Annotated in this window: 12 protein-coding genes; 1 reads left to right on the top strand and 11 read right to left on the bottom strand. The window is 62.6% G+C overall.

The features are described 5' to 3' along the window. Positions 1 to 47: 47 nt before the first annotated feature. Positions 48 to 869 (top strand): ABC transporter permease, encoded by an 822-nt coding sequence (locus MVC20_RS17115; protein ID WP_297543579.1) that lies wholly within the window; start codon positions 48 to 50, stop codon positions 867 to 869. Between the two features lie 10 nt (positions 870 to 879). On the opposite strand, the gene MVC20_RS17110 is transcribed toward MVC20_RS17115, so the two are convergent. The 11 genes from MVC20_RS17110 to MVC20_RS17060 all read right to left on the bottom strand — a co-directional run bounded on the left by MVC20_RS17110 (position 880) and on the right by MVC20_RS17060 (position 12,884). Beyond that, positions 880 to 2,499, bottom strand: coding sequence for a DUF4139 domain-containing protein (locus tag MVC20_RS17110; protein WP_297543577.1), 1,620 nt, complete (start codon positions 2,497 to 2,499; stop codon positions 880 to 882). Between the two features lie 99 nt (positions 2,500 to 2,598). Beyond that, the gene (locus MVC20_RS17105) at positions 2,599 to 3,876 is read right to left on the bottom strand and encodes an amidohydrolase family protein (protein ID WP_297543575.1); all 1,278 of its coding nucleotides are present in this window, start codon (positions 3,874 to 3,876) and stop codon (positions 2,599 to 2,601) included. Next, on the bottom strand, positions 3,876 to 4,820 hold the full coding sequence (locus MVC20_RS17100; RefSeq protein WP_297543573.1) for an ABC transporter permease: 945 nt from the start codon (positions 4,818 to 4,820) through the stop codon (positions 3,876 to 3,878). Before MVC20_RS17100 ends, MVC20_RS17105 begins: the two co-directional genes overlap by 1 nt. 3 nt (positions 4,821 to 4,823) lie before the next feature. Next, entirely contained in the window at positions 4,824 to 5,873 is a 1,050-nt protein-coding gene (locus MVC20_RS17095) for an ABC transporter permease (RefSeq protein ID WP_297543571.1), read from the bottom strand. Beyond that, positions 5,863 to 7,410 carry an ABC transporter ATP-binding protein gene (locus MVC20_RS17090; RefSeq protein WP_297543569.1) on the bottom strand — a complete coding sequence of 516 codons (1,548 nt, stop codon included), beginning with the start codon at positions 7,408 to 7,410 and terminating at the stop codon, positions 5,863 to 5,865. Before MVC20_RS17090 ends, MVC20_RS17095 begins: the two co-directional genes overlap by 11 nt. Beyond that, positions 7,411 to 8,439 carry a BMP family protein gene (locus MVC20_RS17085; RefSeq protein WP_297543567.1) on the bottom strand — a complete coding sequence of 343 codons (1,029 nt, stop codon included), beginning with the start codon at positions 8,437 to 8,439 and terminating at the stop codon, positions 7,411 to 7,413. It lies immediately after the preceding gene. Positions 8,440 to 8,587: 148 nt separating this feature from the next. Beyond that, on the bottom strand, positions 8,588 to 9,421 hold the full coding sequence (locus tag MVC20_RS17080) for a transglutaminase family protein (RefSeq protein WP_297543565.1): 834 nt from the start codon (positions 9,419 to 9,421) through the stop codon (positions 8,588 to 8,590). Next, a complete protein-coding gene (locus MVC20_RS17075) occupies positions 9,418 to 10,473 on the bottom strand; it encodes a permease (RefSeq protein ID WP_297543563.1) in 1,056 nt (351 codons plus the stop codon). The genes MVC20_RS17080 and MVC20_RS17075 overlap by 4 nt, the downstream gene beginning before the upstream one ends. A 40-nt stretch (positions 10,474 to 10,513) precedes the next feature. Further along, on the bottom strand, positions 10,514 to 10,831 hold the full coding sequence (locus MVC20_RS17070; RefSeq protein WP_297543562.1) for a metalloregulator ArsR/SmtB family transcription factor: 318 nt from the start codon (positions 10,829 to 10,831) through the stop codon (positions 10,514 to 10,516). A gap of 40 nt (positions 10,832 to 10,871) precedes the next feature. Further along, positions 10,872 to 11,690, bottom strand: coding sequence for a MaoC family dehydratase N-terminal domain-containing protein (locus tag MVC20_RS17065; protein ID WP_297543560.1), 819 nt, complete (start codon positions 11,688 to 11,690; stop codon positions 10,872 to 10,874). Positions 11,691 to 11,699: 9 nt separating this feature from the next. After that, complete coding sequence (locus MVC20_RS17060) at positions 11,700 to 12,884, bottom strand: acyl-CoA dehydrogenase family protein (protein WP_297543558.1); 1,185 nt, start codon at positions 12,882 to 12,884, stop codon at positions 11,700 to 11,702. Positions 12,885 to 12,918 lie beyond the last annotated feature (34 nt).

Here is a 12,918-nt window from a genome sequence, read left to right as displayed (position 1 = left end):
ACGGCAAGAAACCCGGACCAAAAATAAGAGGCCAGCGGCCCCGCGCCATGTTCAAGACCACGCGACCCAGATCGAGCCTGCATTCGGCAATCAACATTGCTGAACTGATTTATCATGCCGCCGTGCGGGACGTGCGCAAGAGCGATCGAAATGCTGTGCTGGCATTGGTCAAGAACATCATGACCGTGATCATCATGGTGATGGCATTCTACCTGTTGTTCACCGTGCTCGGCCTCAAGGGTATGAAAATCCGCGGTGATTTTCTTTTGTTCATGATGTCCGGCATCTTTGTTTACATCACCCATATCAAGGCGATGAGCGCGGTCATGGGGGCCGAAGGGCCGGCTTCTCCGATGATGCAACACGCGCCGATGAACACGGTCATCGCGATCTGTTCGGCGGCGCTCAGCTCGCTTTACATTCAGGTTCTGTCACTGTTCGTTGTTCTGTTCATCTATCACGTGGGTTTTGTGCCGATCAGTATCTATCAGCCCATTCAAGCCTTTGGGATGATACTGACTGCGTGGTTCACGGGCGTTGCCGTAGGTCTCGTGCTCTTGGCGATGAAGCCATGGGCGCCGGGATTGGTTTCGATCATTGCCATGATCTATCAGCGCGCAAACATGATCGCATCGGGCAAGATGTTCGTGGTCAACACCCTGCCCACCTTCATGATGAACATGTTCGACTGGAACCCGCTGTTTCATATCATCGACCAGACGCGCGGCTTCGTTTTCATCAACTACACGCCGCATCGGACCTCGCTTGAATATCCGTATTATGTCGGCCTTGCGCTTTTGATGATCGGCCTCATGGCGGAATTCTACACTCGCCAATATGCATCGAGCAGTTGGGAAGCGAAGCGATAAACCGCCGCTGTCATTGCAGCACCTTGCCCTCGGGCCACGTCATTCGCGTGTTTACCGTGATTGTCTGCGTCTCCTGAGAAGGAAGATCAAAGGTCCACGCCATCACCCCGCGCGCATCGTCGACATCGCGCTCTGTGGGCATGGGATCGGCGCTCCAGGTTATCTCCAGATCCTCTTGTTCGGACACCGGCACGCGGTCGATCAGGCGCAGCGGCCACGTCTCGCCGGTCAGGTTCTCGACGCTGATCTCGACCGTCTCTGTCTGCTCATTGGATTTCGTGAGGATCCCCCGGTCGCCTTCGTTGCGGTCGCGTACAAGACGGGTCAGGCGGAGCCCCTCGATGGGGCCAAAGGACATGCTCGCCTTGGCCCCGTCGGGGATCAGGTTCAGCCAGCGTTGCCCGACATAGCGCCCATCGAGGTAGAACCGCGCCTCGGATGTGGGCAAGAGGATCTCGCCGGTGTCATTCGTCAGGCGCGCCATGAGATAGGCGGTCTGATCCAGCATCGGCACCGCCTGTGCCACGACCTCGGCCCTGGTTTCCATCGGGGCCAGCATGAGGCGCACATTATCCGCCCCGGTGGTGACACTGACAGGGGCGGGATAGCGATAGCTGACCGATAGCCCATCAAAGCTGGCAACGGCGATGTCAGAGGCCGCGGCCTCTGCCACGGGTGCGGCCATGAACACCGCTTCGGCCTTGCCGCGCGCCATCGGTTGAATCGCCTCGGGATCATCAATCCGCACGATCCAAGGCCAGATTTGTCCCGGTTCGGTCTGCTCTGACGGTCGCAGGGTCGAGAGGGTGAGCGCGATGTCCTGCCAATTCTCGCCGGTGGATTGCTGCACAAAAGCGCCGCGTTCGATCCTGAGTGCGCCGCTGTCGCGCGCCAGATGCAGATCATAGAGCGGCTGCCAGCCTGCATCGGGGATGGTGTAGGTTACGGTCAGCGTGCCTTGGGTGTCTGCATCCGAGGTGATCGCCACGGCGAGCATGGCGCGGGCCTCGTCCTCGGGCACGAGTGCGTTCAACGCTTGCCGCGCGGCATCGCGCGCCTTGATCTGGTCCTTGAGGGCACGTTTGGCGGCCTCGGCCCGGCGGGTTGCGGCGGCTTCGGCCTGACGGGCCAACAGGGTCTCGCTGCCGATCATGGCGCTCAGGTCGCGCAGTTGATCCGGCGTCAGGGTTGCGGTCCCGTCCCCTTGACCGATCTGCGCCAGAAAGGCGATACGCGCGCGTGCCGCCTCGGCCTCGATCTCTATGTCGGCGATGCCTTCGCGGGCAAGGCGCAACGCCTCTTCCAGCCGCTCGACCTCGGCACGGGCCGCGATCAAGGCCGCACTTTCGGGGGCATCGCGGGGCGGCACGTAATCGTTGCGCGTGGTGAGCCCTCCCATACGCGCGCCCTCAACCGCTACCCGCACAGAGGCGAGGGGCGTGCCTTTTGGCAAATCGGCCAATATCAGGTCATGCTGCCCCGCCGGGGCGCTAAAAGCCACTTCGCGGGTCACGGTTGCGCCTTGCGGATAGAGGGTTACGGCGCTGACACGGCTCGAGAGGGCGATATCCGCGGCCATGGCGGGCAAGGCGAGCGAGGCGAAAGGCAGAACGAGGCAAAGGGCACGCATGGGGGACCACTCCTGAAGAATTTGCCGCGATGTTCCTGTCTTGCTGCTCCGGGTGCAAGCCTGCCGCTTGGTCATCCGGGCTGATAGGCCGGGAAACGCCTATGCAACCGGGTGCCGCCGCCGCACAGAACCGGGCCGCCCCGCGATCTCTAGCGTGGCATCTCCGCGCGGTGTGCGCGCAATCACCTGCCCCTTGGACACGACCGCAAGGCGCGCGGCGCGCAGGCGCACCGCCTCGATCGGATCGCCCGCGTCGAGCACGACGAGCGAAGCCACGGCACCCACATGCAAGCCATAATCCGCCAGCGCCAGAATGCGCGCGTTCTCGACCGTCACCATGTCGAAACAGCGCCGCATTTCTTCGGGGCTACTCATCTGGGCCACGTGTAGCCCCATGAAGGCGACATCAAGCATGTCGGCGGTGCCGAGCGAATACCATGGATCGCGCACGCAATCCTGCCCCCAGCCGACGGTGATGCCCTGCGCCTGCATTTCCTTGACCCGCGTCAGACCGCGCCGCTTGGGAAAGGTGTCGTGCCGCCCCTGCAGCATGATGTTGATCAGCGGATTGGGGATTGCGGCGACGCCTGCCTCGGCCATCAGCGGCAAGAGCTTGGACACATAGTAATTGTCCATCGAATGCATCGAGGTGAGGTGGCTGCCCGCAACCCGCCCCTGAAGCCCGAGGCGCTGCGCCTCATAGGCCAGTGTTTCGATATGGCGACTGAGGGGATCGTCGCTCTCGTCGCAATGCATGTCCACCATCAGGCCGCGCTTCGCCGCAATCTCGCAGAGTTCCCGGACCGAGGCTGCGCCATCCGCCATCGTGCGTTCGAAATGCGGGATGCCGCCCACCACGTCGACGCCCATGTCGAGGGCACGGAGCGTGTTGGCGCGCGCGGTGGGATCGCGGTAGAAACCATCCTGTGGAAAGGCCACAAGCTGCAGGTCGATATAGCCTTTGACCTTGTCGCGCACGTCGAGCATGGCCGCCACGCCCTTGAGACTGTCGTCGCAGGTATCGACATGGCTGCGGATCGCCAAGAGGCCCATTGAAGCGGCCCAATCGCAATACTCCAGAGCGCGGTTGACCATCTCTTCCTCGGTGACGATCTGCTTGAGTTCGCCCCAGAGGCCGATCCCCTCCAGCAGCGTGCCCGAGGCGTTGATGCGTGGCAGGCCGTAACTCAGCGTCGCGTCAAGGTGGAAATGCGGATCGACAAAGGGCGGGCTGACCAGATCGCCGCTGGCGTCGATCACCTGGCCTGCCTCGGCCCCTTCAAGCCGCCCAATCGCCGTGATCCGGTCGCCGGCAATGCCAATATCGGCCACGGTGCCATCGGGCAGCGTGCCGCCCTTGACGATCAGATCGAACATCAGCGTTCTCCCTTGTTGAAGGCCACCATCAGGGCAGCCGGCACCTCGGCGCGGCGCGACATGACGATGAGCGCGAGGATCGAGAGGACATAGGGCGTCATCAGAAAGACCTGATAGGGAATGTCCGCGCCGAGCGGTGTCTGCTGCACCCGGATTTGCAGCGCGTCAAAGGCCGCAAACAGCACTGCGCCCAACAGCGCCTTGCCCGGTTTCCAAGCGCCAAACACCACCAGCGCGATGCAGATCCAGCCGCGCCCGTTGACCATCTCGAAGAAAAAGGAGTCAAAGGCCGACATGGTCAGAAACGCACCCCCCATGGCCATCAGCCCCGATCCGACGATCACCGCGCCCATGCGCAAGCCCGTGACAGACAGGCCCTGTGCCGCCACCGCCGCCGGATTCTCGCCCGCCGCGCGCAGCGCAAGGCCAAGCGGCGTGCGATAGAGCACGAGGCTGACCACGCCCACGAGGAGGAAGGCCAGATAGGTCAGTGGTGTCTGCGAGAAAAGCGCTGGGCCGATCAGCGGAATGTCGGACAGCAGCGGGATCTCCCATGGCTGAAAGGCCGTGATTTTCGGCGGGCTTGTCACCTCTGGCAGGGCGAGGCGATAGGCGTAATAGGTCGAGGAGGTAGCAAGGAGCGTGACGCCAAGCCCCACCACATGCTGCGAGAGGCCGAAAGGCACGGTCAAGAGGCTATGCACCGCGCCAAAGCCCATGCCGACGACCATCGCCACCGCAACACCCGGCCAGAGACCCAGACCGGAATACACCGCCATCCATCCGGCAAATGCACCGGCAACCATGATCCCCTCGATGCCAAGATTGAGCACGCCCGCGCGCTCGCAGATCAACTCGCCCAAGGTGGCAAAGATCAGCGGGCTCGCAATGCGGATCGCGGCGGCCCAGAAACTGGCGGAGAGGAGGATATCAAGTATGTCCATGCGCTATTCCCTCACCACCCGGAATCGCGTGAGCAATATCGCCAGCACCATGAGCAAGAGTGCTGTCGCCAGCATGATATCGGCCAGATAGGTCGGCACGCCCACGGCGCGGCTCATGCTGTCGGCACCCACGAAGATACCCGCCACGAAGAGGGCGGCAGCGATGACGCCGAGCGGATTGAGCAGCGCCAGCATCGCCACAATGATCCCGGTATAGCCAAAGCCGGGGCTGAGATCGAGCGTGAGGCTGCCCTTGACGCCTGCCACCTCCGAGAAACCGGCGAGCGCCGCAAGGCCACCCGACAGAAGCGCCGTCTTGATCAGTACCGCGTTGACCGGGATACCCGCAAAGCGCGCTGCCTCACGATTGAGGCCAACGGCGCGCATTTCATAGCCCAGGGTTGTTCGTCGCTGGATCACCCAAACGAGCGCGGCCGAGATGAGAGCCAGCGCAAAGCCCCAATGCAGGCGCAGACCCTCGACGATACGCGGCAGGCGCGCCTCGGCAATCAGGCGTTCGGATTTGGGCCAGCCCATGCCCATCGGGTCCTTGAGCGGTCCTTCCAGCAGGAGTGAGATGAAGAGGAGAAAGATGAAGTTGAAGAGGAGCGTCGTGACCACCTCATCAACGCCAAACCGTACCTTGAGCAGCGCGGGGACGAGCAGAACAGCCGCGCCCGCCAACATCGACACGAGGACCAGCGTGGGCAAGAGCGCTGTGGCAGACCATGGCAACGCGCCAGTTCCAAGGACCACCGTCATCAGGGCCCCGGCATAGAGCTGTGCCTCCGCGCCGATGTTCCAGAGCCGGGCACGGAATGCAACGGCCACGGCAAGCCCGGTGAAAATGAGCGGCGTGGCGCGGTTGAGTGTCTCTAACACCGCGAATTTTGATCCCGCCGCGCCTTTGAGGATCAATCCCAATACGGCAAAGGGATTGGCCCCCGCCAGCATCGCCAAAAGCGAGGCCACGATCACCGTTGCGGCAATCGCCAGCACGGGCGGCAGAGTGCTGCGCGCGAGGCTCGGGTTGGCGATGGGTTCAAGACGCATGTGCCACCCCCGCTTCAAACCCGTGACCCGCCATCCAGACGCCCAGTTCGGCAGGGGTCATCGTGCCGCGCGCAAATTCGGGCGAGAGGCGACCTTCGGACATCACATGGATCACGTCCGAGAGCGCCATGATCTCGTCCAGATCTTCGGAAATCAGAAGCACCGCCGCGCCCCGGTCGCGGGCCTTGAGCAACTGTTCATGCACATAGTTGACGGCGCCGATGTCCAGTCCGCGCACGGGCTGGTTGGCGAGGATGATACGCGGATTGGCCTCGAGCACGCGGCCAAGGATCAGTTTCTGCATGTTGCCGCCCGAGAGCAGGCGAATGCGTGTATCTGGCCCTGGGCAGCGAATGTCGTAGCCTTTGATGATCGCCTGTGTCTCGGCCTCGGCGCGGGGCCAGCTCATCCAACCCGCGCGACTCATCGGGGGTTTGTGATAGCTCTCCAGAATGGCATTCTCGGTGAGGGAGAAATCGGCGATTGTGCCGGTTTTGTGCCTGTCTTCGGGGATACGCGCGATCCCGTGCTCGACTGCGGCGCGTGGGCTCCATTGCGCCATTTCCGCGCCGCCCAGATCCAGCCGACCCGACGCAGGGATGCTGAGACCGGCAATCACATCGGCCAGCGCCGCTTGCCCGTTGCCGGAAACTCCGGCAAGGCCGGTGATCTGGCCTGCGCGCAGGGCGAGGTTCAGGGATTTCAACCCCGGCGCGCTGCCCCGGTCGGCCGTGGTGACGGCGTGCAATTGCAAGAGTGGCGCGCCAGGCGTGCCGGGGGCAACCCGTGGCGCGCTGACGTCACTGCCGACCATAGCAGCGGCAAGCGCGTGACGGTCGGTATTGGCGGTTTCCATCTCGGCCACCACCTTGCCATGGCGCAGGATCACGACCCGGTGGGCAATATCCATCACCTCATGCAGCTTGTGGCTGATGAACACGATCGAGAGGCCCTTGGCCACCGCCTCGCGCAGGGTAGCAAAGAGATCGTCTGTTTCCTGTGGAGTCAGAACGGCGGTCGGCTCATCGAGAATGAGAATACGCGCTTCGCGGTAGAGCGCCTTGAGGATCTCGACCCGCTGCCGTTCCCCCACGGTCAGGCTACCGACACGCGCGTCAGGATCGACCGCCAGGTGAAAATCGGCGGAAAGCCTTGCGATCTTGGTGCGCGCGGCGGCACGCTCCGAGCGCCAGCGCCAAAGCGGCTCGGTGCCTAGCGTGACGTTCTCCAGAACGGTGAGGTTGTCGGCCAGCGTGAAGTGCTGATGCACCATACCCACGCCCGCCTCCAATGCGGCACGGGGATTGCCGGGGGGCAGGGCCTGTCCCATCACCATCACCTGTCCCTCATCGGCGGTATACTGGCCGAACAGGATGTTCATCAGCGTGGTTTTGCCCGCACCGTTTTCCCCCAGGAGGGCCACGACCTCGCCTCGATGCAGGTCGAGGCTCACCGCGTCATTCGCGGTGAGCGCGCCGAAACGCTTGGTGATCCTGTCAAGGCGCAGAACGACCTGCGCCGTATCTGCGCCTGTCATTTACGAGGATTTCGGCTCTTCGTCGTTGATCTCGACGGTAAAGGTGCCCGCCTTGATCGCCGCCTCGCGTTCTGCCACCAGCGCCAGTGCCGCCTCGGGCACCTTGCCCTCGAAGGTCCCAAGCGGCGCCAGAGAGCATCCGCCTGCCTTCATGAAGGAATAGACGCCGTAGTCGGCGGCTGTGAAATTGCCCGCGTTCACAGCGGCAATCGCCGCATCAAGCGTCGGTTCGAAATGCCAGAGTGCCGAGGCGACGACCGTTTCGGGATAGTCGGCTTGGGTGTCGATCACGTTGCCGATGGCCAACACGCCCTTTTCCTGCGCCGCATCCGACACGCCAAAGCGTTCGGCATAGAGCATGTCCGCACCCCCCTCGATCATGGCAAAAGCGGTTTCCTTGGCCTTGGGCGGATCGAACCAGGACCCGATAAAGCTCACCTGGAACTTGATCTCGGGGTTCATTTCACGGGCACCGGCCATGAAGGCGTGCATCAGGCGGTTGACCTCGGGGATCGGGAAACCGCCGACCATGCCGATATTGGCGGTCTTGGTCATCGCGCCCGCAATGATGCCCGAGAGGTAAGAGGCGTCCTGAATATAGTTGTCGAACACCGCGAAATTCGCCAGCGCCGGGTCCTCCTTGAAGCTCGACCCCATCAGGAAGGCGATATCGGGGTAATCGGCGGCCACTTCGCGCGCTTCTTGCTCGACCGCGAAGACCTCACCGATGATGAGCTTGTAGCCCTGTTCGGCATATTCGCGCATGACACGGGCGTAATCGGTGTTCGAGACATTCTCGGAATAGACATACTCGACATCGCCCCGCTCTTGCGCGGTCATGGCGGCCTTGTGAATCCGGCTGACCCATTGTTGTTCGACGGGCACCGTGTAGATACCGGCGGTCTTGATCGGTTCGGCGGCGCGCAGCGGCGAGCGCAGGCCAGAGGCCCCGGCGATGAGCGCGGCGCCGGCCGTGGTGGCCATAAAGCGACGGCGAGAAAGTGGCAGGCGTGTCATGTTGATCTCCATGTTGTCAGTGGGCAGTCTTTTTGGTTTTACCAATTGGTAAAATTTATCCGGTCAATTTTCTACAGAAATTTACCATTGGGCAAAACTAAACCGCTGAGAGGCAGACTCCCAGCGGTTTATGCTCAAAATGCAGGCAGCTCTGCAAGGGTCAGGTCGCGGGCAGCCGCGCGATGATGGGCAGTTTCCGCCATGTGCCGTCCGGCCCCGGCTGTATCGGCTCGGCCAGGAGTTTGAGGCGGGCCATCGTGTCGCCCATGTCATAGCCGTGACCCATCGAATGCCCGAGCGCGACACGCCAACCGGGACGCGGATTGAGACCGGGTTTTGTGGGTCCAAGCCCCGCCTTCATGTGATGCGCGATGTCCCAGTCTAGCACCTCGCCTGCATGGCGGGTGACAACCCAGCAATGCATGTCATGGGTGGTGCCCCCCTTTTCCGCCGGAAAGAAGTAGCCATAGACATAGCCCGCCTCATAGCCCGCCGCGCGCAGGCTGGCGACGAGATAGGTGTTGATATCCACGCAAGAGCCGGGCGTTGTGCCGCATGAGAGGTAGGGCACTGCTTCGGCCTCATCATTGAACCGCGCCTCGGGATGATCGTAGGAGAAACGCGCCTCAGCCTCGGCGACCAATGCGTCGATGCCCGCGCGCCCTCCGCCTGCCTTGGTGGCAATGGTGCGGCTGGCCTCGGCCAGATCATCGGCAGCGACGGTATAGCGGGTGACGCGTGGGGTATAGACCGCCGCGGGATAGTCTTGGGCCTCGGGCGCAGAGCCGAGGGTATGGGTGAGGGTGACAGTTTCGTCCGCCGCCTCGATCCAGAGTGCCGCAAGGCCCAATTCGGCCTCTAGCGCGACGTCGATGATCCGCCCGCCGGTCACGCTTGCCCGTGTTACCGCGTTTTGAGGGCTGCACATGCCGGCCGGGGCCAGCAGGCGCGCGCCGGGCTCAAGGCCGCTCACCTCAATCTGCAACTGTCTCATGCCATGTTCCAGAGTTGAAAGATCAGGCCCGCCGCAAACGCCCCGGTGAGCGACAGTGCGATGTAGAGCGCGAAAACCCGTGGCTTGACCAAGGCCCAGACTGCGATGGCCGCCGGCAAGGACGTGACGCCACCGGCCACGAGAAAGGCGAGACCGGCACCGGGGGCCATGCCCTGGCCAATCAACCCGCCGACCAGCGGAAGGGCGGCGTAACCATTCAGATAGGCAGGCACGCCGATCAGAGTGCCCAACAGGATCGGGATAATGCCGGTGCCCCCAAGCGCCTGCGTGATGGTCTCTGCCGGGATAAAGGCGAGCATGAGGCTCTCCAGTATAAAGGCCAGAGTCAGCCATTTCAGCAGAAACAGGGTCACATTCAGCGCCTCACGGCCGAACTTGGCCCTGCGCGCCGGATCGGTCCAAAAGCGCCAGACGACAGGTTTGGGTGCGCGCACTTTGCTGCCGCCACAACCGCCGTTGCCGATTCCATCGCGCAGCGGATCACTCAGCCCCCCGGCGCGGCCCAACAGATGCACGACCCATCCCCCCATAAGCCCCAGACCGATGGCGGCGAGCGTCTTGGCAATGGCAAATTCCAGCCCCAGAACACCGGTTGTCAGCACAAACATCGACGGGTCCATGACCGGCGAGGCAAGCCAGAAGGCCATGACCGCCGAGAGTGGTACGCCCATTGCCAAAAGCGCTGCGATCAGCGGAATCACCCCGCAAGAGCAAAAGGGCGAGAGCCCCCCCGCCAAGGCCGCAAGCAGGATCATCACGGCGGGCGCGCCGGTAAAGGCGCGGGCGATCAGATTATCCGCACCGGTTGCAGTGGCCCAGGCTGCGATGCCGATGGAGAGCAAGAGAAACGGCGCGGTGCCGAGCAGCGCGTCGGCCGTAAAGGCGAGCGTGGCGCGCGCCTGTGTCGCGTCAAAGACCGCAAGAACGATCAAGATCAGCGCCGACATCAGCCAGATGCGGTGCTCTTTCCATGCGCGTCGGAACAGGGCCGCGGCGCGGGGTTGAGGCAGGCTCGAGTCTGTCATGTCCATATCCCTAGAAAAGTCGTTTATTTGGGGTAAAAAATAGCGTTCAGGCAGCGTTTTCAGTCTTGGTCAGTTTTACCCCGGTGCAGCATTCCGATGTCAGGAAATTAAGTGTCCGCCGCATGGCGGCATAGTCCACGCGATTGATCACCGTACGCCCCTGCCGCTCTTGCACCACCAAGCCAGAGTCGACCAAGGCCGACAGGTGATGCGCGAGGGTCGAGGGCGCCTGGTCCAGATGTTGCCCGATCTCGCCCACGTTCAGCCCTTCTTCGCCCGCACGCACCAACAGTCGAAAGACTGCAAGGCGCGTGTCATGGCCAAGAGCGGCAAGGGCGCGGGCGGTGGGGCTTGTTGTGCTCATGGGTTTAATATAACTAGTTTTCTAGTTATGTCAATCTATCTCATGCGGCCCGCGCGGCCATGGTCGCCACCCCATCACCCACGCGCCGTACCCGCAGGTCGAGGCCACCCTCAGTCTCGCGCGCCTCGATCGCCACGGGCAGGTTGCAGATGAGCGGGGTGAGGCCGCGATAGGTGAACCGCGTGGGAAGGCGGCCCAGGATATGCGTCGCCAGATTCATCATCCAGACCGCCTGCATCGGACCATGCACCACCAGCCCCTCGTATCCCTCAACCCCGGTTGCATAGGGGTGGTCGTAATGAATGCGGTGGCCATTGAACGTGAGCGACGAGAACCGGAAAAGAAGGGTCGAATCCGGCGTAATCTGCCACGCGGTTGCGTTGGTCCATTCCTCGGCGGGCTCTGGTGCCTTGGCCTGTCCCGGCTTGGGGTCTTCGCGATAGACGATATCCTGCCGCTCGGTCAGGCGCGCCGTGCCGCCTACACTGTAAACGTGCCGCTGTGTGACAAAGCCCAGCTTGCCGCTGCGCCCCTCCTTGAATGTCACATCGTCGATCGTCGTCTCTCGTGTCACCAGATCGCCGGGGGCAAAAGGCGCGTGAAACTCGATCTCTCCTCCAGCCCACATGCGGCGGGGCAGGGGCAGGGCAGGCAGGAAAATCCCCGTCTTGGGATGACAATCGCGCCCCAGCTGATCCGGCGTGACCGTATCGGGAACCAGACACCAATGCAGCCCAACCGGCATCTCTGCTTCGGCCAAAGTGCCAGCCAGCGTGGCACGGTATTCCCGCACCAAGCGCTCGGAAATTGGTTCTGACCGGCTATAGCTGCGCCCGATCCAATCCGCGTAATCGTTCATTCCGTTCCCCTATTGCCCGCGTCCTGGTCCGTAGGACTTTGGCAGGCCCAGTACCTGCTCTGCAATATGGCACAGGATCAGATTGGTCGAAATCGGCGCAATCTGATAGAGCCGCGCCTCGCGCCACTTGCGCTCGACATCATATTCCTCGGCAAAGGCAAAGCCGCCATGGGTCTGCATGCAGGCCTCGCCCGCTTCCCAGCTTGCCTCGGACGCAAGAAGCTTTGCAGTATTGGCCTCGACACCGGGATTCAGCCCTGCATCATACATTGCGGCAGCGCGATAAACGATCGCTTCGGCGGCCATCAGATGCGCATGTGCGCGGGCCAGCGGAAACTGCACGCCCTGATTGACCCCGATGGGCGCGCCAAACACCACCCGCTCGCGGGCATAGTCCGCGCCGGTCTTGAGGAACCACTTGGCATCCCCGATACATTCGGCGGCAATGAGAATACGCTCGGAATTCATGCCCGAGAGGATGTAGCGAAACCCTTTGCCCTCCTCGCCGACCAGACAGTCCGCCGGAATACGCAGGTTGTCAAAAAACACTTCGGTGGTGGCGTGATTGATCATGGTTCGAATGGGGCGGATGTCGATGCCGTTCCCGACTTGGCCGCGCAGGTCGATCAGGAACACCGACAGGCCATCGGTTTTCGATTTCGCCTCTTCGCGCGGGGTCGTGCGCGCCAAGAGGACCATCAGGTCCGAATGTTCCACCCGGGAGGTCCAGATTTTCTGGCCGTTGATCACGTATTCATCGCCGTCCCGCCGCGCCGTGGTTTTCAGCGCCAGCGTGTCGGTGCCGCTTGTCGGCTCGGTCACGCCAAAGGCCTGAAGCCGCAAGGAACCATCGGCGATACCGGGTAAATAGGCGGCCTTCTGTGCCTCCGACCCGTGGCGCAGCACGGTGCCCATCGTATACATCTGCGCATGGCAGGCGGCGGCGTTGCAGCCAGAGCGATGAATTTCCTCGAGAATGACCGCCGCCGCTGTCAGGTTAAGACCAGATCCACCGAACTTCTCGGGAATCATCGCCGCCAGATACCCCTCGCGGATCAGCGCATCGACAAAGTCCTTGGGATAGGCGCGTCGCGCATCCAGATCGCGCCAGTAGGCGCCGGGAAACTCGGCGCAAACGCGGGCCACACCTGCGCGGATGTCGGCATAGTCTGCCGTTGGATCAAAAGATGTCATGTCCGTCTCTCACAATGCTCGGCCCCTAGGTGAC

It is taken from the genome of Roseovarius sp. (assembly GCF_027019125.1).
Lineage (GTDB): Bacteria > Pseudomonadota > Alphaproteobacteria > Rhodobacterales > Rhodobacteraceae > Roseovarius.
The sequence above is the reverse complement of the archived record's forward strand: the minus strand, read 5'-3'. Positions and strand labels throughout refer to the sequence as shown.